30 protein-coding genes are annotated in these 18376 nt (G+C 46.2%); all 30 read right to left on the bottom strand.

The features are described 5' to 3' along the window. Window positions 1–2: 2 nt before the first annotated feature. Window positions 3–623, bottom strand: a complete 621-nt coding sequence (gene rpsD, locus ACUALS_RS01505; protein WP_005477001.1) for a 30S ribosomal protein S4 — start codon at window positions 621–623, stop codon at window positions 3–5. 27 nt (window positions 624–650) lie between these two features. Then, the gene (gene rpsK / locus ACUALS_RS01500) at window positions 651–1040 is read right to left on the bottom strand and encodes a 30S ribosomal protein S11 (RefSeq protein WP_001118870.1); all 390 of its coding nucleotides are present in this window, start codon (window positions 1038–1040) and stop codon (window positions 651–653) included. An 18-nt stretch (window positions 1041–1058) separates the two neighbouring features. Further along, window positions 1059–1415: a 30S ribosomal protein S13 gene (rpsM, locus tag ACUALS_RS01495; RefSeq protein ID WP_005435100.1), complete on the bottom strand. Its 357-nt coding sequence runs from the start codon at window positions 1413–1415 to the stop codon at window positions 1059–1061. A gap of 148 nt (window positions 1416–1563) precedes the next feature. Continuing rightward, window positions 1564–1677: a 50S ribosomal protein L36 gene (gene rpmJ, locus ACUALS_RS01490; protein WP_000868186.1), complete on the bottom strand. Its 114-nt coding sequence runs from the start codon at window positions 1675–1677 to the stop codon at window positions 1564–1566. A gap of 38 nt (window positions 1678–1715) precedes the next feature. Continuing rightward, entirely contained in the window at window positions 1716–3050 is a 1335-nt protein-coding gene (gene secY, locus ACUALS_RS01485) for a preprotein translocase subunit SecY (protein ID WP_008072356.1), read from the bottom strand. 20 nt (window positions 3051–3070) lie between these two features. Further along, the gene (gene rplO / locus ACUALS_RS01480; RefSeq protein ID WP_004410426.1) at window positions 3071–3505 is read right to left on the bottom strand and encodes a 50S ribosomal protein L15; all 435 of its coding nucleotides are present in this window, start codon (window positions 3503–3505) and stop codon (window positions 3071–3073) included. 5 nt (window positions 3506–3510) lie between these two features. Then, window positions 3511–3687, bottom strand: a complete 177-nt coding sequence (rpmD, locus tag ACUALS_RS01475) for a 50S ribosomal protein L30 (protein ID WP_004410429.1) — start codon at window positions 3685–3687, stop codon at window positions 3511–3513. A 7-nt stretch (window positions 3688–3694) separates the two neighbouring features. After that, window positions 3695–4198, bottom strand: coding sequence for a 30S ribosomal protein S5 (gene rpsE / locus ACUALS_RS01470; protein WP_004745894.1), 504 nt, complete (start codon window positions 4196–4198; stop codon window positions 3695–3697). A 14-nt stretch (window positions 4199–4212) separates the two neighbouring features. Further along, window positions 4213–4566 (bottom strand): 50S ribosomal protein L18, encoded by a 354-nt coding sequence (gene rplR / locus ACUALS_RS01465; RefSeq protein ID WP_004410436.1) that lies wholly within the window; start codon window positions 4564–4566, stop codon window positions 4213–4215. 9 nt (window positions 4567–4575) lie between these two features. After that, the gene (rplF, locus tag ACUALS_RS01460) at window positions 4576–5109 is read right to left on the bottom strand and encodes a 50S ribosomal protein L6 (protein ID WP_005476994.1); all 534 of its coding nucleotides are present in this window, start codon (window positions 5107–5109) and stop codon (window positions 4576–4578) included. A 12-nt stretch (window positions 5110–5121) separates the two neighbouring features. Then, window positions 5122–5514 (bottom strand): 30S ribosomal protein S8, encoded by a 393-nt coding sequence (rpsH, locus tag ACUALS_RS01455; RefSeq protein ID WP_005476983.1) that lies wholly within the window; start codon window positions 5512–5514, stop codon window positions 5122–5124. Between the two features lie 29 nt (window positions 5515–5543). After that, window positions 5544–5849 (bottom strand): 30S ribosomal protein S14, encoded by a 306-nt coding sequence (gene rpsN / locus ACUALS_RS01450; protein ID WP_004410442.1) that lies wholly within the window; start codon window positions 5847–5849, stop codon window positions 5544–5546. 17 nt (window positions 5850–5866) lie between these two features. Next, on the bottom strand, window positions 5867–6406 hold the full coding sequence (rplE, locus tag ACUALS_RS01445; protein WP_038139307.1) for a 50S ribosomal protein L5: 540 nt from the start codon (window positions 6404–6406) through the stop codon (window positions 5867–5869). Window positions 6407–6430: 24 nt separating this feature from the next. Next, on the bottom strand, window positions 6431–6748 hold the full coding sequence (gene rplX / locus ACUALS_RS01440; protein ID WP_005476984.1) for a 50S ribosomal protein L24: 318 nt from the start codon (window positions 6746–6748) through the stop codon (window positions 6431–6433). A 12-nt stretch (window positions 6749–6760) separates the two neighbouring features. Beyond that, on the bottom strand, window positions 6761–7132 hold the full coding sequence (gene rplN / locus ACUALS_RS01435; protein ID WP_004410450.1) for a 50S ribosomal protein L14: 372 nt from the start codon (window positions 7130–7132) through the stop codon (window positions 6761–6763). 166 nt (window positions 7133–7298) lie between these two features. Then, a complete protein-coding gene (gene rpsQ, locus ACUALS_RS01430; protein WP_008072333.1) occupies window positions 7299–7553 on the bottom strand; it encodes a 30S ribosomal protein S17 in 255 nt (84 codons plus the stop codon). Beyond that, window positions 7553–7744, bottom strand: a complete 192-nt coding sequence (gene rpmC, locus ACUALS_RS01425; RefSeq protein ID WP_004410456.1) for a 50S ribosomal protein L29 — start codon at window positions 7742–7744, stop codon at window positions 7553–7555. The genes rpsQ and rpmC overlap by 1 nt, the downstream gene beginning before the upstream one ends. After that, a complete protein-coding gene (gene rplP / locus ACUALS_RS01420; protein WP_005379577.1) occupies window positions 7744–8154 on the bottom strand; it encodes a 50S ribosomal protein L16 in 411 nt (136 codons plus the stop codon). Before rplP ends, rpmC begins: the two co-directional genes overlap by 1 nt. Before the next feature lie 11 nt (window positions 8155–8165). After that, entirely contained in the window at window positions 8166–8864 is a 699-nt protein-coding gene (gene rpsC / locus ACUALS_RS01415) for a 30S ribosomal protein S3 (RefSeq protein WP_005471060.1), read from the bottom strand. 19 nt (window positions 8865–8883) lie between these two features. Continuing rightward, the gene (gene rplV, locus ACUALS_RS01410; protein ID WP_004410462.1) at window positions 8884–9216 is read right to left on the bottom strand and encodes a 50S ribosomal protein L22; all 333 of its coding nucleotides are present in this window, start codon (window positions 9214–9216) and stop codon (window positions 8884–8886) included. 10 nt (window positions 9217–9226) lie between these two features. Next, window positions 9227–9505: a 30S ribosomal protein S19 gene (gene rpsS, locus ACUALS_RS01405; protein ID WP_004745876.1), complete on the bottom strand. Its 279-nt coding sequence runs from the start codon at window positions 9503–9505 to the stop codon at window positions 9227–9229. Window positions 9506–9526: 21 nt separating this feature from the next. Next, the gene (gene rplB, locus ACUALS_RS01400; protein WP_038139298.1) at window positions 9527–10351 is read right to left on the bottom strand and encodes a 50S ribosomal protein L2; all 825 of its coding nucleotides are present in this window, start codon (window positions 10349–10351) and stop codon (window positions 9527–9529) included. 16 nt (window positions 10352–10367) lie between these two features. After that, the gene (gene rplW / locus ACUALS_RS01395; RefSeq protein ID WP_004398471.1) at window positions 10368–10670 is read right to left on the bottom strand and encodes a 50S ribosomal protein L23; all 303 of its coding nucleotides are present in this window, start codon (window positions 10668–10670) and stop codon (window positions 10368–10370) included. Then, on the bottom strand, window positions 10667–11269 hold the full coding sequence (rplD, locus tag ACUALS_RS01390) for a 50S ribosomal protein L4 (RefSeq protein WP_005435074.1): 603 nt from the start codon (window positions 11267–11269) through the stop codon (window positions 10667–10669). Before rplD ends, rplW begins: the two co-directional genes overlap by 4 nt. Window positions 11270–11286: 17 nt before the next feature. Next, window positions 11287–11916 (bottom strand): 50S ribosomal protein L3, encoded by a 630-nt coding sequence (gene rplC / locus ACUALS_RS01385; protein WP_005470867.1) that lies wholly within the window; start codon window positions 11914–11916, stop codon window positions 11287–11289. A gap of 14 nt (window positions 11917–11930) precedes the next feature. Further along, window positions 11931–12242 (bottom strand): 30S ribosomal protein S10, encoded by a 312-nt coding sequence (gene rpsJ, locus ACUALS_RS01380; RefSeq protein WP_004410492.1) that lies wholly within the window; start codon window positions 12240–12242, stop codon window positions 11931–11933. A 430-nt stretch (window positions 12243–12672) separates the two neighbouring features. Then, a complete protein-coding gene (gene rlmB, locus ACUALS_RS01375; RefSeq protein WP_038213041.1) occupies window positions 12673–13410 on the bottom strand; it encodes a 23S rRNA (guanosine(2251)-2'-O)-methyltransferase RlmB in 738 nt (245 codons plus the stop codon). Between the two features lie 24 nt (window positions 13411–13434). Beyond that, window positions 13435–15894, bottom strand: coding sequence for a ribonuclease R (gene rnr, locus ACUALS_RS01370; RefSeq protein ID WP_454448709.1), 2460 nt, complete (start codon window positions 15892–15894; stop codon window positions 13435–13437). A gap of 246 nt (window positions 15895–16140) precedes the next feature. Beyond that, window positions 16141–16779 (bottom strand): flagellar protein MotX, encoded by a 639-nt coding sequence (motX, locus tag ACUALS_RS01365; RefSeq protein ID WP_005470916.1) that lies wholly within the window; start codon window positions 16777–16779, stop codon window positions 16141–16143. 251 nt (window positions 16780–17030) lie between these two features. Next, window positions 17031–18347 carry an adenylosuccinate synthase gene (locus ACUALS_RS01360; RefSeq protein WP_038139284.1) on the bottom strand — a complete coding sequence of 439 codons (1317 nt, stop codon included), beginning with the start codon at window positions 18345–18347 and terminating at the stop codon, window positions 17031–17033. Window positions 18348–18376 lie beyond the last annotated feature (29 nt).

Below are 18376 nucleotides of genomic sequence, written 5' to 3'. Positions count from 1 at the left end.
CCTTACTTAGAGTAAAGCTCGACGATCAGTTGTTCGTTGATGTCAGCAGACAGATCTGAACGCTCAGGCAGACGCTTGAACGTACCTTCCATCTTGCCACCATCTACTTCAATCCAAGTTGGTTTTTCGCGTTGTTCAGCAACTTCTAGAGCCGCTTTGATACGAGATTGCTTTTGAGCTTTCTCGCGGATAGCAACAACGTCGTTAGCCGCAACTTTGAAAGAAGGAACGTTTACAACTTTACCGTTAACTAGGATAGCTTTGTGGCTAACTAGCTGACGTGCTTCTGCGCGAGTTGCACCAAAGCCCATGCGGTAAACTACGTTATCAAGACGACCTTCAAGAAGCTGAAGTAGGTTTTCACCAGTGTTGCCTTTAAGGCGAGCTGCTTCTTTGTAGTAGTTACGGAATTGTTTTTCTAGAACGCCGTACATACGACGAACTTTTTGCTTCTCGCGAAGCTGAACGCCATACTCAGATAGACGACCGCGACGAGCGCCGTGTACACCTGGTGCGTTATCAATTTTACACTTGGTATCGATCGCGCGTACACCAGACTTAAGGAATAAGTCAGTACCTTCGCGACGGCTAAGCTTCAGCTTAGGACCCAAATATCTTGCCATGATCTTTCTCCAGTAATCTAAAAAACGTTATACGCGACGTTTCTTAGGTGGACGACAACCGTTATGAGGGATTGGTGTAGCATCAACAATGTTTGTGATGCGGAAACCAGCTGCGTTCAGTGCGCGAACAGTAGATTCACGACCTGGACCAGGACCCTTAACCATAACTTCCAAGTTCTTTAGGCCGTATTCTTTAGCCATTTCAGCACAACGCTCAGCAGCAACCTGTGCAGCGAACGGAGTAGACTTACGAGAACCGCGGAAGCCTGAACCACCTGCAGTAGCCCATGCTAGAGCGTTACCTTGACGGTCAGTAATAGTTACGATTGTGTTATTGAAAGATGCATGGATGTGCGCAACGCCATCTGCAACTTGCTTGCGTACGCGCTTACGAGCGCGAGTTGGTTGTTTAGCCATTGTACTCTACCTTCCCGATTATTTCTTGATCGGCTTACGCGGACCCTTACGGGTGCGAGCATTGGTTTTAGTACGCTGTCCACGTAGTGGTAGACTGCGACGATGACGAAGACCACGGTAACAGCCAAGGTCCATAAGACGCTTGATGTTCATAGATACTTCACGACGTAGATCACCTTCTACAGTGTACTTAGCTACACCATCACGCAGTTGATCGATCTGCTCTTCAGTTAGTTCACTGATCTTAACATCTTCAGCAATACCCACTTCAGCTAGGATAGCTTGAGAGCGAGTTTTACCGATGCCGTAGATTGACGTTAGTGCAATCACAGCATGTTTTTGATCAGGAATGTTAATGCCTGCTATACGGGCCATTATTCACTCCTAGTGTTTCTTAAAAAGAATTAGCCGCAGCAAAGCCCGTTATGGATACGCTGCGGAATACTACTTCTTTTGCACGCAAAAGGTAGGCCGAGGAATATACTCGACACTACCTTATATTTCAAGTAAAAATTTCTGCTGATTAGCCTTGGCGCTGCTTGTGCTTTGGCTCACTGCAAATCACGCGAACGACACCGTTACGCTTGATAACTTTACAGTTACGGCAGATTTTTTTAACGGAAGCACGAACTTTCATTGCTAAACTCCGTAATTGAAACTGAAGCCACCGCCGGATTAACGGCCGTAACCTTTCAGATTCGCTTTCTTCAACACAGAATCATATTGTTGGGACATCATATGAGTCTGTACCTGTGCCATAAAGTCCATGATTACAACGACTACGATTAGTAGTGATGTACCGCCGAAGTAGAAACGTACGTTCCACGCGACCATCATAAACTCTGGAATCAGACAGATAAAGGTAATGTACAGTGCACCAGCAAGGGTTAGACGTGTCATTACTTTATCAATGTACTTAGCTGTCTGCTCACCTGGGCGGATACCGGGTACGAATGCACCAGACTTCTTCAGGTTATCTGCTGTTTCACGCGGGTTGAATACCAACGCCGTGTAGAAGAAACAGAAGAAAATAATCGCTGCTGCATAAAGCATTACATACAGAGGTTGACCTGGGCTAAGAGCCAAAGACACGTCAGTTAACCAACCGAACGCGCTGCTCTCACCGTTCTGACCAAACCACTGAGCCAGTGTTCCTGGGAACAGGATAATGCTTGATGCGAAGATTGCCGGAATAACACCTGCCATATTAATTTTAAGTGGCAAGTGAGTGCTTTGCGCAGCAAATACTTTGCGACCTTGTTGACGCTTCGCGTAGTTAACAACGATACGACGTTGACCACGTTCCATGAAAACAACAAAGTAAATAACTGCGAATGCTAGTACAGCAATCAACAGCAGAAGAAGTACATGCAATTCACCTTGACGCGCTTGCTCGATTGTTTGACCGATTGCCGAAGGCAATCCAGCAACAATACCTGCAAAAATTAGCAACGAAATACCGTTACCAATTCCACGCTCTGTAATTTGTTCACCTAACCACATTAGGAACATGGTGCCGGTTACTAAACTTACGGTAGCAATTAGCGTAAACATGGTTTGGTTGATAACAACCAGATTATCGACCATGTTTGGTAAGCCTGTTGCAATACCAATAGCTTGGAATGTTGCAAGTACAAGCGTGCCGTAGCGTGTATATTGGCTGATCTTACGACGGCCTGCTTCACCCTCTTTTTTGAGTTCAGCTAACGCTGGATGAACTACAGTTAGCAGTTGGACAACAATAGATGCCGAAATATACGGCATGATGCCCAACGCTAATATAGATGCACGCTCAAGAGCACCACCGGAGAACATGTTAAACATTTCAACGATGGTACCTTTTTGCTGTTCGAACAAATCGGCAAGTACAGCAGCGTCAATACCAGGAATCGGCACAAATGAGCCGGCTCGGAATACTAAAAGTGCACCAATTACGAATAATAAGCGCGACTTTAGTTCACTTAAGCCGCTCTGAGCACTACGAAAATCTTGTCCTGGTTTCTTAGCCATCTGTACCTCGTTCCTCGAGATTATTCCTCGATTTTACCGCCTGCAGCTTCGATTGCAGCTTTAGCGCCTTTAGTCACACGTAGACCTTTAACAGTCACTGCTTTGTTGATCTCACCAGATAGAACAACTTTTACGAATTCGATGTTCTTAGTGATAACGTTAGCAGCTTTAAGGCTGTTTAGATCTACTACGTCACCTGTTACTTTCGCTAGCTCAGCTAGACGAACTTCAGCAGACACTAGGCTCTTACGAGAAGTGAAGCCGAATTTAGGTAGACGTTGTTTCAGAGGCATCTGACCGCCTTCAAAACCTGGACGAACTGAACCACCAGAACGTGACTTTTGACCTTTGTGGCCACGGCCACCAGTTTTACCTAGGCCAGAACCGATACCACGACCTACGCGTTTAGCAGTAGTCTTAGCACCAGCAGCTGGAGATAGAGTATTCAAACGCATTCTGATTACTCCTCAACTTTAACCATGTAGTAAACCTTGTTGATCATACCGCGTACGCACGGAGTATCTTCAAGTTCTACTGTGTGGTTGATTTTACGAAGGCCTAGACCTTTAAGACACGCTTTGTGCTTAGGTAGACGACCAATTGAGCTTTTAGTTTGAGTTACTTTAATAGTTGCCATGGTGTTCTTACTCCGAAATAGATTCAACAGTTAGACCACGTTTAGCAGCAACCATTTCTGGCGACTTCATGCTACCTAGTGCATCGATCGTTGCACGAACGATGTTGATAGGGTTCGTAGAACCGTATGCTTTAGATAGTACGTTGTGTACACCAGCAACTTCTAGTACTGCACGCATCGCACCACCTGCGATAACACCCGTACCTTCTGCTGCAGGCTGCATGTAAACTTTAGAGCCCGAGTGGCGACCTTTCACTGGGTGGTGAAGAGTGCCTTCGTTTAGAGCGATCGTAGTCATGTTACGACGCGCTTTTTCCATTGCTTTTTGAATCGCTGCAGGTACTTCACGAGCTTTGCCGTAACCGAAACCTACACGACCGTTACCGTCACCAACAACTGTTAGTGCAGTGAAGCTCATGATTCGACCACCTTTAACCGTCTTAGATACACGGTTAACTGCGATTAGCTTTTCTTGCAAATCATTCGCTTGAACTTGTTGTTCTTTAGCCATCTTCCAACCCTACCTTAGAATTTCAGACCAGCTTCGCGAGCAGATTCTGCTAGCGCCGCTACTCGACCGTGGTATTGGAAACCAGAACGATCAAATGCAACTGATTCTACGCCTTTTTCAAGAGCGCGCTCAGCAACAGCTTTACCTACTGCTTTAGCTGCATCGATGTTACCAGTGTTCTTAACTTGCTCACGGATCGCTTTTTCTACAGTAGAAGCTGCTGCGATAACCTCAGAGCCGTTAGCTGCAATAACCTGAGCGTACACGTGACGAGGAGTACGGTGTACTACTAGGCGAGTTGCACCCAGTTCTGCAATCTTACGACGTGCGCGTGTAGCACGACGGATGCGAGATGCTTTCTTATCCATAGTGTTACCTTACTTCTTCTTAGCTTCTTTAGTACGCACATTTTCATCTGCGTAACGAACACCTTTACCTTTGTAAGGCTCAGGCTCACGGTAAGAACGAATGTCAGCCGCAACCTGACCAACAAGTTGTTTGTCACAACCAGTGATCACGATTTCAGTTTGGCTTGGACACTCAGCTTTAATACCCGCTGGCAACTCGTGCTCAACTGGGTGTGAGAAGCCTAGTGTTAGACCTACAGCGTTGCCTTTGATAGCAGCACGGTAACCAACACCTTTAAGAGTTAGCTTCTTAGTAAAGCCTTCAGTAACGCCAACAACCATGTTGTTAACTAGAGCGCGAGCTGTACCAGCTTGTGCCCATGCGTTTACAACACCTTCTTTAGGACCGAAAGTAAGATTGTTTTCTTCCTGAGCTACAACTACTGCGTCGTTAAGAACGCGAGATAGTTCGCCTTTAGCACCTTTTACAGTGATTTCTTGGCCGTTTAGTTTCACCTCTACGCCAGCTGGAATAGCGACAGGTGCTTTAGCAACACGAGACATTTTCTACTCCTATTACGCTACGTAAGCGATGATTTCACCACCAAGACCTGCTTTACGTGCAGCACGGTCTGACATAAGACCCTTGGAAGTTGAAACGATAGCAACACCAAGACCACCCATTACAGAAGGAAGCTCATCTTTCTTCTTGTAAACACGTAGACCTGGACGAGAAACACGTTTAAGTTGCTCGATTACTGGTTTAGCTTGGAAGTACTTAAGAGTAACTTCTAGCTCAGGTTTTGCTTCGCCTTCAACAGCGAAGTCAACGATGTAACCTTCAGCTTTTAGTAGTGCAGCGATTGCAACTTTAAGCTTTGAAGAAGGCATTTTAACAGCAACTTTGTTTGCTGCCTGACCGTTACGAACGCGGGTCAGCATATCCGAAATCGGATCTTGCATGCTCATATGATTTACTCCAAATGATTAAGTGGCAATTACCAGCTAGCCTTACGAAGTCCAGGAATCTCGCCTTTCATGCAAGCTTCGCGAACTTTGATACGGCTTAGACCGAACTTACGTAGGTAACCGTGTGGACGACCAGTTTGGTTACAACGGTTGCGCTGACGTGATGCACTTGAATCACGTGGAAGAGATTGCAGTGTAAGAACTGCGTTCCAACGATCTTCTTCAGATGCGTTTACATCGCTGATGATAGCTTTTAGCGCAGCACGCTTTTCAGCGAACTTAGCTACTAGCTTCGCACGTTTTGCTTCACGTGCTTTCATTGAATTTTTAGCCATAACAGTAACCCTTCACCTTACTTACGGAATGGGAAGTTAAAGGCAGCCAGCAGAGCACGGCCTTCCTCATCAGTACCAGCAGACGTCGTAATAGTGATGTCTAGACCGCGTACTTTATCAACTTTATCAAAGTCGATTTCCGGGAAGATGATTTGCTCGCGAACGCCCATGCTGTAGTTACCGCGTCCGTCAAAAGACTTAGCGCTAACACCACGGAAGTCACGTACTCGTGGAAGAGCGATGTTAATCAAACGCTCAAGAAAATCCCACATACGTTCGCCACGCAAGGTTACTTTACAACCGATAGGGTAGCCTTCACGGATTTTGAAACCAGCAACAGATTTGCGAGCTTTAGTGATAAGTGGCTTTTGACCAGAGATCGTTGCCATATCAGCAGCTGCGTTTTCTAGCAGTTTCTTATCGTTGATTGCTTCACCAACACCCATGTTTAGGGTGATTTTCTCGATTCTAGGGACTTGCATGACGCTTGTGTAGCTGAACTCTTTGGTCAGTTCAGCGACTACAGACGACTTGTAGTAATCATGCAGTTTCGCCATAGTAGAACTCCAAATTACTTTCTATTAGTTAGAAACAGTTTCGCCGTTAGACTTGAAGAAACGAACTTTCTTGCCATCTTCAAAACGGAAACCGATACGGTCAGCTTTACCAGTAGCTGCGTTGAAAAGCGCCACGTTAGAAACGTCAATAGCTGCTTCCTGCTCAACAATACCGCCTTGGATACCTAGAGCTGGAACAGGTTTTTGGTGTTTCTTAACTAGGTTGATACCTTCAACGATAACTTTACCAGTTGCTAGAACCTTAGTTACTTTACCTTTCTTGCCTTTATCTTTACCAGCAAGAACGATTACTTCGTCATTACGACGGATTTTAGCTGCCATCTTACGTGCTCCTTACAGAACTTCTGGAGCCAGTGAAACGATCTTCATGAACTTATCGCCACGAAGTTCGCGTGTCACAGGACCAAAGATACGTGTACCGATTGGTTGCTCAGTGTTGTCGTTCAACAATACGCAAGCATTACGGTCGAAGCGAATGACAGAACCGTCTGGACGACGTACGCCTTTACGGGTGCGAACTACCACCGCCTTCAGAACGTCACCTTTCTTAACTTTACCGCGAGGAATTGCTTCCTTAACAGTAACTTTGATGACGTCACCGATATGTGCATAACGGCGGTGAGAGCCACCCAGAACCTTAATACACATTACGCTGCGAGCGCCTGAGTTATCAGCTGCGTCCAGCATACTTTGCATTTGGATCATGTTAGTGCTCCGCTAAATATATAAAAAAACTAGACCCTCACGGGTCGGGCTGCCTCTTTAAAAGGGACGCGAATTGTACCACCCTTTTTTTCAATTGGGTAGTCAAAAAATAAACGGCCCCAAAAATATTTTTGGAGCCGTTTAGTTTCATAGAATTAGCTAAAGATTAACCTTTCGCTTTTTCTAGAACTTTTACCAAAGTCCAAGACTTAGTCTTAGACATTGGACGACACTCTGCGATTTCAACGCTGTCGCCTAGGCCACATTCGTTGTTCTCGTCATGTGCGTGTACTTTAGTCGTGCGCTTTACGTATTTACCGTAAATTGGGTGTTTAACCATGCGCTCGATAGCAACTACGATAGACTTGTCCATCTTGTCGCTAACAACACGACCTTGTTGAGTACGTTTTACTTCGCTCATTATGCGCCTGCCTTCTCAGTCAAAACAGTTTTCACACGTGCGATATCACGGCGTACAGCTTTCAGAGTATGAGTTTGCTGTAGCTGACCAGTTGCAGCTTGCATGCGCAAGTTGAACTGTTCGCGTAGCAAATTCAATAGCTCAGCGTTAAGCTCTTCAACGCTTTTCTCGCGTAGATCTTGTGCTTTCATCACATCACCTGCTTAGTTACAAATGTAGTCTTGAATGGCAGTTTACGAGCCGCTAGGCGGAACGCTTCACGTGCCAATTCTTCAGGTACACCACCCATTTCGTACATAACCTTACCAGGTTGGATTTGGGCTACCCAGTACTCAACGTTACCTTTACCCTTACCTTGACGAACTTCTAGTGGTTTTTCTGTGATAGGCTTGTCTGGGAATACACGAATCCAGATTTTACCTTGACGCTTAACGTGACGTGTCATTGCACGACGTGCCGCTTCGATTTGACGAGCAGTTAGACGACCACGGCCAACAGCTTTAAGACCGAATTCGCCGAAGCTTACATCAGTACCCTTAGCTAGACCACGGTTACGACCTGTCTGAACCTTACGGAACTTAGTACGTTTAGGTTGTAGCATCTGTCGACTCCTTACTTACGGCCTTTACGCTGCTTCTTAGGCTTGTCGCCTTTAGGCTCTACAGCGTTAGCTGCTGGCATACCGCCTAGAATCTCACCTTTGAAGATCCAAACTTTAATGCCGATCACACCGTATTGAGTGTGAGCCGAAGAAGTTGCGTAATCAATGTCAGCACGAAGAGTGTGTAGAGGCACACGGCCTTCACGGTACCACTCAGAACGTGCAATTTCAGCGCCGCCTAGACGACCGCTTACTTCTACTTTGATACCTTTAGCGCCTAGACGCATTGCGTTTTGTACCGCGCGCTTCATAGCACGACGGAACATAACACGACGCTCTAGCTGAGACGCGATGCTATCACCTACAAGCTGTGCATCTAGCTCAGGCTTACGTACTTCAGCGATGTTGATTTGCGCTGGTACACCTGCGATTTTAGCTACAGCTGCGCGAAGTTTTTCTACGTCTTCACCTTTCTTACCGATTACTACGCCAGGACGAGCAGTGTGAATAGTCACACGGATGCTCTTAGCTGGACGCTCGATAACGATGCGTGATAGTGACGCTTTTTTCAGTTCACTTGTAAGGAACTGACGTACCTTGAAGTCGCCGTCTAGGTTGTCAGCGAAATCTTTGGTGTTAGCAAACCATGTAGCATTCCAAGGCTTAACGATGCCTAGACGAATACCATTAGGATGTACTTTTTGACCCATTGCTTACTCTCCTAGTCTCTTAGCGATCTGCTACAACAACAGTGATGTGGCTTGAACGCTTCAAGATACGATCCGCACGACCTTTAGCACGAGGCATAATACGCTTCATGATCGGGCCTTCATCTACGAAGATTTTTGCGACATTTAGATCGTCAATATCTGCGCCTTCGTTGTGCTCCGCGTTAGCGATAGCTGACTCAAGAACTTTCTTGATTAGCTCAGCAGCTTTTTTGTTGCTGAACGTTAGAATTTCTAGAGCCTGGTCTACAGATTTACCACGAATTTGATCAGCAACTAAGCGAGCTTTCTGAGGCGAAATGCGAGCAAAGTTATGTTTAGCTAGTGCTTCCATCATCTACTCCTTAACGCTTCTTCGCTTTCTTATCCACGACGTGGCCGCGGTAAGTACGAGTTGGTGCAAATTCACCCAGTTTGTGACCGATCATTTCTTCAGTAACGAAAACTGGTACGTGCTGACGACCATTATGGACAGCGATGGTCAAACCGATCATCGTAGGGATGATCATTGAACGACGGGACCAAGTCTTAATAGGCTTTTTGTCTCCGCTTTCCACCGCTTTCTCTACCTTCTTCAGCAAGTGTAGGTCAATAAATGGACCTTTCTTGAGAGAACGTGGCATGGCGATTCCTCTTTATATAGATTACTTGTTACGACGACGTACGATGTACTTGTCAGTGCGTTTGTTCTTACGAGTCTTGAAGCCTTTAGTTGGCTGACCCCATGGTGAAACTGGGTGACGGCCACCAGAAGTACGACCTTCACCACCACCGTGTGGGTGGTCTACTGGGTTCATTACCACACCGCGAACGGTTGGACGAACACCGCGCCAGCGGTTAGCACCAGCTTTACCAAGTTCACGTAGCATGTGCTCAGAGTTACCAACTTCACCGATTGTTGCACGGCCTTCAGAAAGTACTTTGCGCATTTCACCAGAACGTAGACGGATAGTTACGTATGCACCGTCGCGAGCAACGATTTGAGCATAAGCACCAGCCGAACGAGCTAGCTGACCACCTTTACCAGGTTTTAGTTCAACGTTGTGTACAGTTGAACCTACTGGGATGTTACGCATTGGTAGAGCGTTACCAGCTTTGATTGGTGCATCAACACCAGACTGGATAGCATCACCAGCTTGAACACCTTTAGGTGCTAGGATGTAACGACGCTCACCGTCTGCGTACAGAACTAGAGCGATGTTAGCGCTACGGTTTGGATCGTATTCTAGACGCTCAACTTTCGCTGGGATACCGTCTTTAGTACGTTTGAAGTCAATTACACGGTAGTGGTGCTTGTGACCACCGCCGATGTGACGTACTGTGATACGACCGTTGTTGTTACGACCACCGTTCTTAGAGTTTTTCTCTAGAAGAGGTGCGTATGGCTTGCCCTTGTGTAGGTCAGCGTTAACAACTTTAACAACGTGACGACGACCAGGGGAAGTCGGCTTACATTTAACAATAGCCATTGTTCAACTACTCCTGTTATTCCGCGCCGCCAACAAAGTCAAGATCTTGACCTTCTTTCAAAGTAACGTACGCTTTCTTAACGTCGCTGCGGCGACCTTGGCGTAGACCTTGACGTTTGGTCTTACCCTTAGTGATAAGAGTATTTACAGACTTAACTTCAACTTCAAAAAGCTTCTCTACAGCAGCTTTGATCTCTTTCTTAGTTGCATCTTTTGCTACTTTGAAAACGATAGTGTTCGCTTTCTCAGCTGCCATAGTTGCTTTTTCAGAGATGTGCGGTGCACGTAGAACTTTTAGGATACGCTCTTCAGTGATCATGCTAGCATCTCCTCAACTTGCTTAACTGCTTCAGCAGTCATTACAACTTTGTCGAACGCGATTAGTGAAACTGGGTCGATACCAGCAACGTCACGTGCGTCAACTTTGTATAGGTTACGAGCAGCTAGGAATAGATTCTCATCTACTTCGCTAGTCACGATTAGAGCGTCAGTTAGCTCAAGCTCTTTAAGCTTAGCAACTAGCTCTTTAGTCTTTGGCGCTTCAACTGAGAAGTTATCAACAACGATTAGACGCTCTTGACGAACTAGCTCAGAAAGAATGCTCTTCATAGCACCACGGTACATTTTTTTGTTTACTTTTTGGCTGTGATCTTGTGGTTTCGCAGCAAAAGTAACACCACCTGTACGCCAGATTGGGCTACGGATTGTACCAGCGCGTGCGCGACCAGTACCTTTTTGACGCCATGGCTTAGCGCCACCGCCAGATACTTCTGAACGTGTTTTCTGAGCACGTGTACCTTGACGAGCACCTGCTGCAAATGCAACAACTACTTGGTGTACAAGAGCTTCGTTAAACTCACGTCCGAAAGTAGTTTCGGAAACAGTTAGTGCATCAGCACCTTTAACCATTAGTTCCATTACTTACTCCTGAGACGTTATGCTTTAACAGCTGGTTTAACGATCACGTTTCCGCCAGTTGCGCCTGGGACTGCACCTTTGATAAGAAGCAGGTTGCGCTCAGCGTCAACACGTACGATCTCTAGGTTTTGAGTCGTTACACGCTCAGCACCCATGTGACCTGCCATTTTCTTGCCTTTAAATACGCGACCTGGAGTCTGACATTGACCGATAGAACCAGGAGCACGGTGAGACAATGAGTTACCGTGAGTAGCATCTTGAGTGCGGAAGTTCCAACGCTTAACAGCGCCTTGGAAACCTTTACCTTTAGAAGTACCAGTAACGTCTACTTTCTTAGTTTCGTTGAATAGTTCAACTGTTAGCTCAGCGCCAACTGCGAACTCTTCACCGTTTTCCAAACGGAATTCCCAAAGACCACGACCAGCTTCAACACCAGCTTTAGCAAAGTGACCTGCTTCTGGCTTTGATACGCGGTTAGCTTTCTTAGCACCAGTAGTAACCTGGATTGCTGCGTAGCCATCTGTCTCAAGAGTTTTCACTTGAGAAACACGGTTAGCTTCAACCTCAACAACAGTTACTGGGATAGAAACGCCTTCTTCAGTAAATACGCGGGTCATGCCCACTTTACGACCGATTAGACCAATCATTCTTCTAATCTCCCTTAACCTAGGCTAATTTGAACGTCAACGCCCGCAGCAAGGTCTAGACGCATTAGAGCATCAACAGTTTTGTCTGTTGGCTCAACGATGTCGATTAGACGCTTGTGAGTACGGATTTCGTACTGGTCACGTGCTTTCTTGTTAACGTGTGGAGAGATAAGAACTGTGAAACGCTCTTTACGAGTAGGTAGTGGGATTGGACCACGAACCTGTGCGCCAGTGCGCTTAGCTGTTTCAACGATTTCCGCTGTAGAAGCGTCGATTAGTTTGTAATCGAAAGCTTTTAGGCGGATACGGATACGTTGGTTCTGCATGAGACAGAGCTCCAATATTAAAAATTACACAAACAATATCGCCACTCAGACTCGTCAAGACGAGAGAATGCCGATTGATTTATGTGAAACCGTAGCATCCAAGATTAGGACGCATTGTCAGTTAATTTTCGATTAACTATCCCTACATACCAGAGTCACCTCTGGGGATAGTTTTTCCGAAGAAAAGATAGCTAATTGTATTAACCGCGAACATAAGCTGAGTCTACATTACCCGATAAATCGGCTCCTCGGCGCTCATTGGTTCACAACTGGCTTAACCAGTGCGACGCATTATACAGATCACAGTTTCACATGCAAGCCCTGTTTGAAAAATAAACGAGAAAGATGCCAAGGAGGTTTTAGCTGCGCATTGATCAAAAAAAAGAGCAGACTGAACTAACAATCTGCTCTTTAGAATGTTGCCAATAGCTTAAGCTAAACGCTGACGCACTGCCTCAAATAAACATACGCCAGATGCTACTGAAACATTAAGGCTAGATACGCTACCTGCCATCGGGATCTTGATTAAGTCATCACAGGTTTCACGGGTTAGACGACGCATACCATCTCCTTCAGCCCCCATTACAATAGCCAAAGAGCCTGTTAATTTAGCTTGGTATATATCCTGAGTCGCTTCACCAGCAGTGCCGACAAACCAAATGCCCTGTTCTTGAAGTGCTCGCATGGTGCGCGCTAGGTTAGTCACGCGAACTAGTGGTACCGTTTCAGCCGCACCACATGCCACTTTACTCACTGTTGCCGTAATATTCGCTGACTTATCTTTTGGTACGATTACCGCAGCAACACCTGCAGCATCCGCATTACGTAAACAAGCACCAAGGTTATGTGGATCTGTTACGCCATCAAGAACCAACAAAAGTGGTGACTCATGTTTGGCAAGTATATCGTCTAAGTCGTTTTCGTTAAGCTGCTTGGCCGGTTTCACGCGCGCCATAATGCCTTGGTGGTTTGCACCACGTGCTTTATCATCGAGTGTCTTGCGCGTCATTTGCTGAATCGACACTCCACACACTTGGAGTTCATTCAAAATCGGCATCAAGCGGTCATCTTGACGACCTTTCAGCACAAACGCTTCAATAAAGCGCTCAGGTTCACGCTCTAGTACCGCTTTGACGGCGTGAATTCCGTAAATAAATTCGTTACTCATTTAAAAACCTGTTGGGTTAATTTCTTACTGTGCCGCTTTCTTCGTGCGCTTAGTTTTCTTCGGCTTAGCACCTGGCTTTTTCTTACGAGCCTTGGTGACCTTCGGCTTCTTGCCTGATTTAGATTCCGCACGCTCTGGTCGTTTCGTCGGCTCTACATCAGGGCTCGCTTTCCGCCCTGTGCCATTTTTGGTAGCTGCACGTTTTTTCTCTTTGGCTTTTCGTTTTGCCTCTGCCGCGCGTTTCTTCGCCGTCTTTCCTTCGCCGCGTAGCTTACGACTTGTTTCGACTAATTCAAAGTCAATTTGACGATCATCTAAATTGACTGAAAGCACTTTGACTTTAACCGCATCCCCTAAACGATAAATCGCGCCAAAACTTTCACCGATAAGTCTTTGACCAATCGGATCAAATTGATAATAGTCGTTAGCAAGCGCGGAGATGTGAACCAATCCATCGATATGAAGGTCACTTAGGCGAACAAAGAAGCCAAATCCTGTGACGTTTGCGATCACGCCATCTAGCTCTTCACCAACATGATCTTGCATGTATTCACACTTGAGCCAATCCGAGACTTCACGAGTCGCATCGTCTGCGCGGCGTTCGGTCATCGAACATTGCTCACCGTAGAAATCCATATCATCAAACGAGTAATGGTATCCACCTGTTGGCGTCCAGCGGTCTTTCAGGGTGCCGTTTTCCTTGGCAATCAGATATTTGATTGCTCGATGTAACAGCAAGTCTGGATAACGACGAATTGGCGAAGTAAAGTGCGCATATCGCTTTAACGCCAAGCCAAAGTGGCCGCAGTTATCTGCGTTATAGACCGCTTGCTTCATCGAACGTAGCAACATGGTTTGAATCAGTTCTTTATCTTGGCGCTCGGAAATCTGTCTTACCAGATCGGCGTAGTCTGTTGGTGACGGTTCTAAACCACCATTTAGATGCAGACCTAACTCACCTAAGAAATCACGGAAGCCCTGTAAACGTAATTCACCCGGAGATTCGTGAATACGGTAGAGTGCTGGCTCTTTCGCTTTCTCAACTAATGAAGCCGAGGCGATATTGGCCAGAATCATACACTCTTCGATGATCTTGTGCGCATCGTTACGAATCACAGGCTCGATGCTGTCAATCTTGCGTTCAGCATTAAAAATAAACTTAGTCTCGACCGTTTCAAACTCGATCGCACCGCGATTGTCACGTGCATGCTTGAGTACCTTGTACATGCTATGCAGTTCTTCAAGATGCGGTACCAGCTTGTGATAGCGCATTCTAAGTTCTTCATCCCCTTCCAAGATGTCGTGCACCTTGTTGTAGGTCAGACGCGCGTGCGAGTTCATCACCGCTTCGTAGTGCTTGTAGCCTGAGAGTTTACCGGTGTCAGAGATGGTCATCTCACAGACCATACATAGCCGATCAACTTGCGGGTTGAGTGAACATAGTCCGTTGGAAAGCACCTCTGGTAACATAGGTACAACTTGAGATGGGAAGTAAACCGAGTTACCGCGATTGATCGCTTCTTTATCGAGTGCGCTGTCTGGGCGAACGTAATAGCTGACATCCGCGATAGCTACCCACAAACGCCACCCACCACTTTTCTTCTTCTCACAGAAAACAGCATCATCGAAGTCACGAGCATCTTCACCATCGATAGTGACTAATGGTAAGTCACGAAGATCAACACGCCCTACTTTCGCCTCTTCCGGAACCTCTTCTCCCAAGCCTTCAATTTGCTTGTTAACAGCTTCTGGCCACTCATGAGGAATCTGGTGAGTACGGATTGCGATCTGCGTTTCCATCCCTGGCGCCATGTTCTCGCCCAACACTTCCACTACTTTACCCATCATGCCGCGAGAACGGGAGCCGCGATCGGTAATCTCAATCACGACGACATTACCCATGCGAGCACCCGCTCTGAGATCATTTGGAATTAGGATGTCTTGGCTGATACGTGAATCATCAGGGACAACGTATGAGTAGCCATACTCAAGAAAGAAACGACCCACAATCTGGGTTGCTCGTTCTTCGAGAACACGAACGAGTCGCCCTTCCTTTCGTCCTCGCTTAGAGTTGTCCGTCGGTTGCACCAGTACGTAGTCACCATGGATAATGTTTTTCATCTGGTGATGAGGAAGCACAATGTCGTTATCTTTGCCAACACTGCCTTCTGGACGGACCCAACCGTGTCCATCTTTGTGACCAATCACATAGCCTTTTACCATTTCCAACTTCTCAGGCAGGGCATAGCATTGACGACGCGTGAACACGAGCTGACCGTCGCGCTCCATTGCGCGAAGACGACGACGCAAACCTTCATAGTGATCTTCACCAGACAATTTCAACGCCTCAAACAGGTCGTTGCGATTCATCGGAACACCGGCTTGGCTTAAGAATTCAAGAATGTACTCACGGCTAGGGATCGGATTTTCATAATTCTCCGATTCACGAGCTGCAAAAGGGTCATTATGGGTATTGTCTGACATAGGAAGGCCTGCTATCAATTGGAGGACTCTTTAAGTATATCTAAATCTTACGGTTACCTACAGCACAAGAACTGGCTGCACCCCAATAAATGACTAAATCTGAGCAGATAGCCAACCTCTACTAAGCTTATGGATCAACGCGAAGATTGTATTGCCTATCAAAGAGACAAAAACGCCCCGACATTGCGGAGCGTTTAGTTTGAATTCATTGGTGAGTGCAGCTACCAAATGTTCAAGGGTTCAGAGTTACCAGAAGGTGTCGCGCTTTTTCGCTCTCACAATAATGTTTTCTGGCATGCGACGTTCTAAACCTTGACGCAGAATTGAAATGCGCTTGTGCGTACGCTGATCTGCAGTGACGGAATTATACAGCCAACGATAGGCATCTTCGTAGTCCAACGGACTGCCATAATCACGCAACAATAATTCAGCAAGGTGAATTCGAGCATTTAAGTTGCCCATGGCTGCCGCTTCACGCAGATAGGGGATCGCACGTTCTTTGTCTTGTTGCACTAAAGTGCCTCTAGAATAGTAACGACCTAACTGCTCAAGCGCGGCAGGTAAACCTTGATGAGCCGCATTTTCCATATAATAAAGGCCAAGCTCAACATCCTGATCGACACACACGCCCCATGCCAACATATCTCCGTAAAGAAACTCGTAAGACGGAAGACTAATGCGCGTTGCTCGCGCGACGATGTCTTCTACCAACTGGCAATTATCCGCTTTGACACGCTCTAGATGTTGATTGTTGTTTATCAGTTTAATCAGTTCTGCTTCGGTATATATAGGTACCGGCTCACCAATTTCAGGCAATTCATTCGCCTGAACTGCCGAGATACTTAAAGCCAATACCATCGAAGCCGCTAATTTTCTTAGCTTCATTGTCTGCACTCTTCACTTCGATCGTGTGTGCTACGGTTTCACTTCGACGAGAAGCTAAAACGATAACACCCGTTTTGCCATAGATGCGGCAAGCTTGATAGTTATATCGGCAATGGGTGCTAACTCTTTAATCAAAATTGCCGCTATCAGGCAAATTGTTGCCATTCACAACCGATAGATCAAGAGAAAAATGGTCATAAAAAACCAGCACCGGAGTGCTGGTTTTTTAATTCACTGATAGCAATCAGAAATTAAGCTTGGTATGGGTGAACCTTAATGATGGTTTCATTACGGTCAGGGCCAGTAGAAATAATATCAACTGGGATACCCGTTAGCTCTTCGATACGCTTGATGTAATCTAGAGCCGCTTGAGGCAGTGCGTCTAGAGTCTTAGCACCGAATGTGGTTTCAGACCAACCTGGCATTGTTTCGTAGATTGGCGTTGCTTCTTCAAAAGACTCAGCAGCCATTGGCGAAACTTCTAGGATAGAGCCATCTTTCATCTTGTAACCAGTACAGATCTTGATCTCTTTTAGACCATCAAGAACGTCTAGTTTCGTTAGACACATACCCGTTAGAGAGTTGATTTGGATTGCGCGGCGCATTGCTACTGCATCAAACCAACCTGTACGACGTAGACGACCTGTTGTTGCACCAAACTCGTGACCAACAGTACCTAGGTGTTTACCGATTGGGTCTTGCTTGTCTTGACCGTCGTAAAGCTCAGTTGGGAATGGACCTGAACCAACGCGAGTACAGTACGCCTTAGTAATACCAAGAATGTAACCGATGTGACGAGGACCAAAACCAGAACCTGCAGCAACACCACCAGCAGTCGTGTTAGAAGAAGTTACGTATGGGTAAGTACCGTGGTCGATATCTAGTAGCGTACCTTGAGCACCTTCGAACATGATCTTGTCACCGCGCTTACGTGCTGCGTCTAGTTCGTCAGTTACATCCATAACCATTGAGGTTAGTAGGTCTGCGTAACCCATGCACTGCTCAAGAACTTCATCGTAGCTTACTGTTTCAGCTTTGTAGAAGTGCTCTAGTTGGAAGTTATGGAATTCCATGACTTCTTTTAGTTTCTCAGCGAACATCTCTTTATCGAAAAGATCACCAACGCGTAGACCGCGACGAGCCACTTTATCTTCGTAAGCAGGACCGATACCACGACCTGTTGTACCAATCGCTTTTTTACCGCGAGCAAGTTCACGCGCGTTATCGATAGCGATGTGGTAAGGAAGAATTAGAGGACAAGCTTCAGAAACGAAAAGACGCTCGCGTACTGGGATGCCGCGCTCTTCTAGAGGCTTCATTTCTTTAAGAAGTGCTTCAGGCGAGAGTACAACGCCGTTACCGATAACACATTTTACGTTATCGCGTAGGATGCCTGATGGAATTAAGTGAAGAACGGTTTTTTCACCGTCAATTACAAGAGTGTGACCAGCATTGTGACCGCCTTGGTAGCGAACCACATACTTTGCATCTTCAGTTAAAAGGTCAACGATTTTACCTTTACCTTCGTCACCCCATTGGGTGCCCAGAACGACTACGTTATTTCCCATCTTTCCAGTATCTGTTGCTAGTTAAAAAT

This window comes from Vibrio sp. NH-7 (assembly GCF_053643215.1).
The sequence above is the reverse complement of the archived record's forward strand: the minus strand, read 5'-3'. Positions and strand labels throughout refer to the sequence as shown.

Excerpts from the sequence above, each read along its gene's own strand:
- rpsD (WP_005477001.1), bottom strand. The coding sequence starts at position 623 with ATGGCAAGATATTTGGGTCCTAAGCTGAAGCTTAGCCGTCGCGAAGGT.
- rpsK (WP_001118870.1), bottom strand. The coding sequence starts at position 1,040 with ATGGCTAAACAACCAACTCGCGCTCGTAAGCGCGTACGCAAGCAAGTT.
- rpsM (WP_005435100.1), bottom strand. The coding sequence starts at position 1,415 with ATGGCCCGTATAGCAGGCATTAACATTCCTGATCAAAAACATGCTGTG.
- rpmJ (WP_000868186.1), bottom strand. The coding sequence starts at position 1,677 with ATGAAAGTTCGTGCTTCCGTTAAAAAAATCTGCCGTAACTGTAAAGTT.
- secY (WP_008072356.1), bottom strand. The coding sequence starts at position 3,050 with ATGGCTAAGAAACCAGGACAAGATTTTCGTAGTGCTCAGAGCGGCTTA.
- rplO (WP_004410426.1), bottom strand. The coding sequence starts at position 3,505 with ATGCGTTTGAATACTCTATCTCCAGCTGCTGGTGCTAAGACTACTGCT.
- rpmD (WP_004410429.1), bottom strand. The coding sequence starts at position 3,687 with ATGGCAACTATTAAAGTAACTCAAACTAAAAGCTCAATTGGTCGTCTA.
- rpsE (WP_004745894.1), bottom strand. The coding sequence starts at position 4,198 with ATGGCTAAAGAACAACAAGTTCAAGCGAATGATTTGCAAGAAAAGCTA.
- rplR (WP_004410436.1), bottom strand. The coding sequence starts at position 4,566 with ATGGATAAGAAAGCATCTCGCATCCGTCGTGCTACACGCGCACGTCGT.
- rplF (WP_005476994.1), bottom strand. The coding sequence starts at position 5,109 with ATGTCTCGTGTTGCTAAAGCACCTGTCGCTATTCCAGCTGGCGTAGAG.
- rpsH (WP_005476983.1), bottom strand. The coding sequence starts at position 5,514 with ATGAGCATGCAAGATCCGATTTCGGATATGCTGACCCGCGTTCGTAAC.
- rpsN (WP_004410442.1), bottom strand. The coding sequence starts at position 5,849 with ATGGCTAAAAATTCAATGAAAGCACGTGAAGCAAAACGTGCGAAGCTA.
- rplE (WP_038139307.1), bottom strand. The coding sequence starts at position 6,406 with ATGGCGAAACTGCATGATTACTACAAGTCGTCTGTAGTCGCTGAACTG.
- rplX (WP_005476984.1), bottom strand. The coding sequence starts at position 6,748 with ATGGCAGCTAAAATCCGTCGTAATGACGAAGTAATCGTTCTTGCTGGT.
- rplN (WP_004410450.1), bottom strand. The coding sequence starts at position 7,132 with ATGATCCAAATGCAAAGTATGCTGGACGCAGCTGATAACTCAGGCGCT.
- rpsQ (WP_008072333.1), bottom strand. The coding sequence starts at position 7,553 with ATGAGCGAAGTAAAACGTACTCAACAAGGTCGTGTTGTTAGCGACAAG.
- rpmC (WP_004410456.1), bottom strand. The coding sequence starts at position 7,744 with ATGAAAGCACAAGATCTACGCGAGAAAAGCGTTGAAGAGCTTAACGCT.
- rplP (WP_005379577.1), bottom strand. The coding sequence starts at position 8,154 with ATGCTACAACCTAAACGTACTAAGTTCCGTAAGGTTCAGACAGGTCGT.
- rpsC (WP_005471060.1), bottom strand. The coding sequence starts at position 8,864 with ATGGGTCAAAAAGTACATCCTAATGGTATTCGTCTAGGCATCGTTAAG.
- rplV (WP_004410462.1), bottom strand. The coding sequence starts at position 9,216 with ATGGAAGCACTAGCTAAACATAACTTTGCTCGCATTTCGCCTCAGAAA.
- rpsS (WP_004745876.1), bottom strand. The coding sequence starts at position 9,505 with ATGCCACGTTCTCTCAAGAAAGGTCCATTTATTGACCTACACTTGCTG.
- rplB (WP_038139298.1), bottom strand. The coding sequence starts at position 10,351 with ATGGCTATTGTTAAATGTAAGCCGACTTCCCCTGGTCGTCGTCACGTT.
- rplW (WP_004398471.1), bottom strand. The coding sequence starts at position 10,670 with ATGATCACTGAAGAGCGTATCCTAAAAGTTCTACGTGCACCGCACATC.
- rplD (WP_005435074.1), bottom strand. The coding sequence starts at position 11,269 with ATGGAACTAATGGTTAAAGGTGCTGATGCACTAACTGTTTCCGAAACT.
- rplC (WP_005470867.1), bottom strand. The coding sequence starts at position 11,916 with ATGATTGGTCTAATCGGTCGTAAAGTGGGCATGACCCGCGTATTTACT.
- rpsJ (WP_004410492.1), bottom strand. The coding sequence starts at position 12,242 with ATGCAGAACCAACGTATCCGTATCCGCCTAAAAGCTTTCGATTACAAA.
- rlmB (WP_038213041.1), bottom strand. The coding sequence starts at position 13,410 with ATGAGTAACGAATTTATTTACGGAATTCACGCCGTCAAAGCGGTACTA.
- rnr (WP_454448709.1), bottom strand. The coding sequence starts at position 15,894 with ATGTCAGACAATACCCATAATGACCCTTTTGCAGCTCGTGAATCGGAG.
- motX (WP_005470916.1), bottom strand. The coding sequence starts at position 16,779 with ATGAAGCTAAGAAAATTAGCGGCTTCGATGGTATTGGCTTTAAGTATC.
- ACUALS_RS01360 (WP_038139284.1), bottom strand. The coding sequence starts at position 18,347 with ATGGGAAATAACGTAGTCGTTCTGGGCACCCAATGGGGTGACGAAGGT.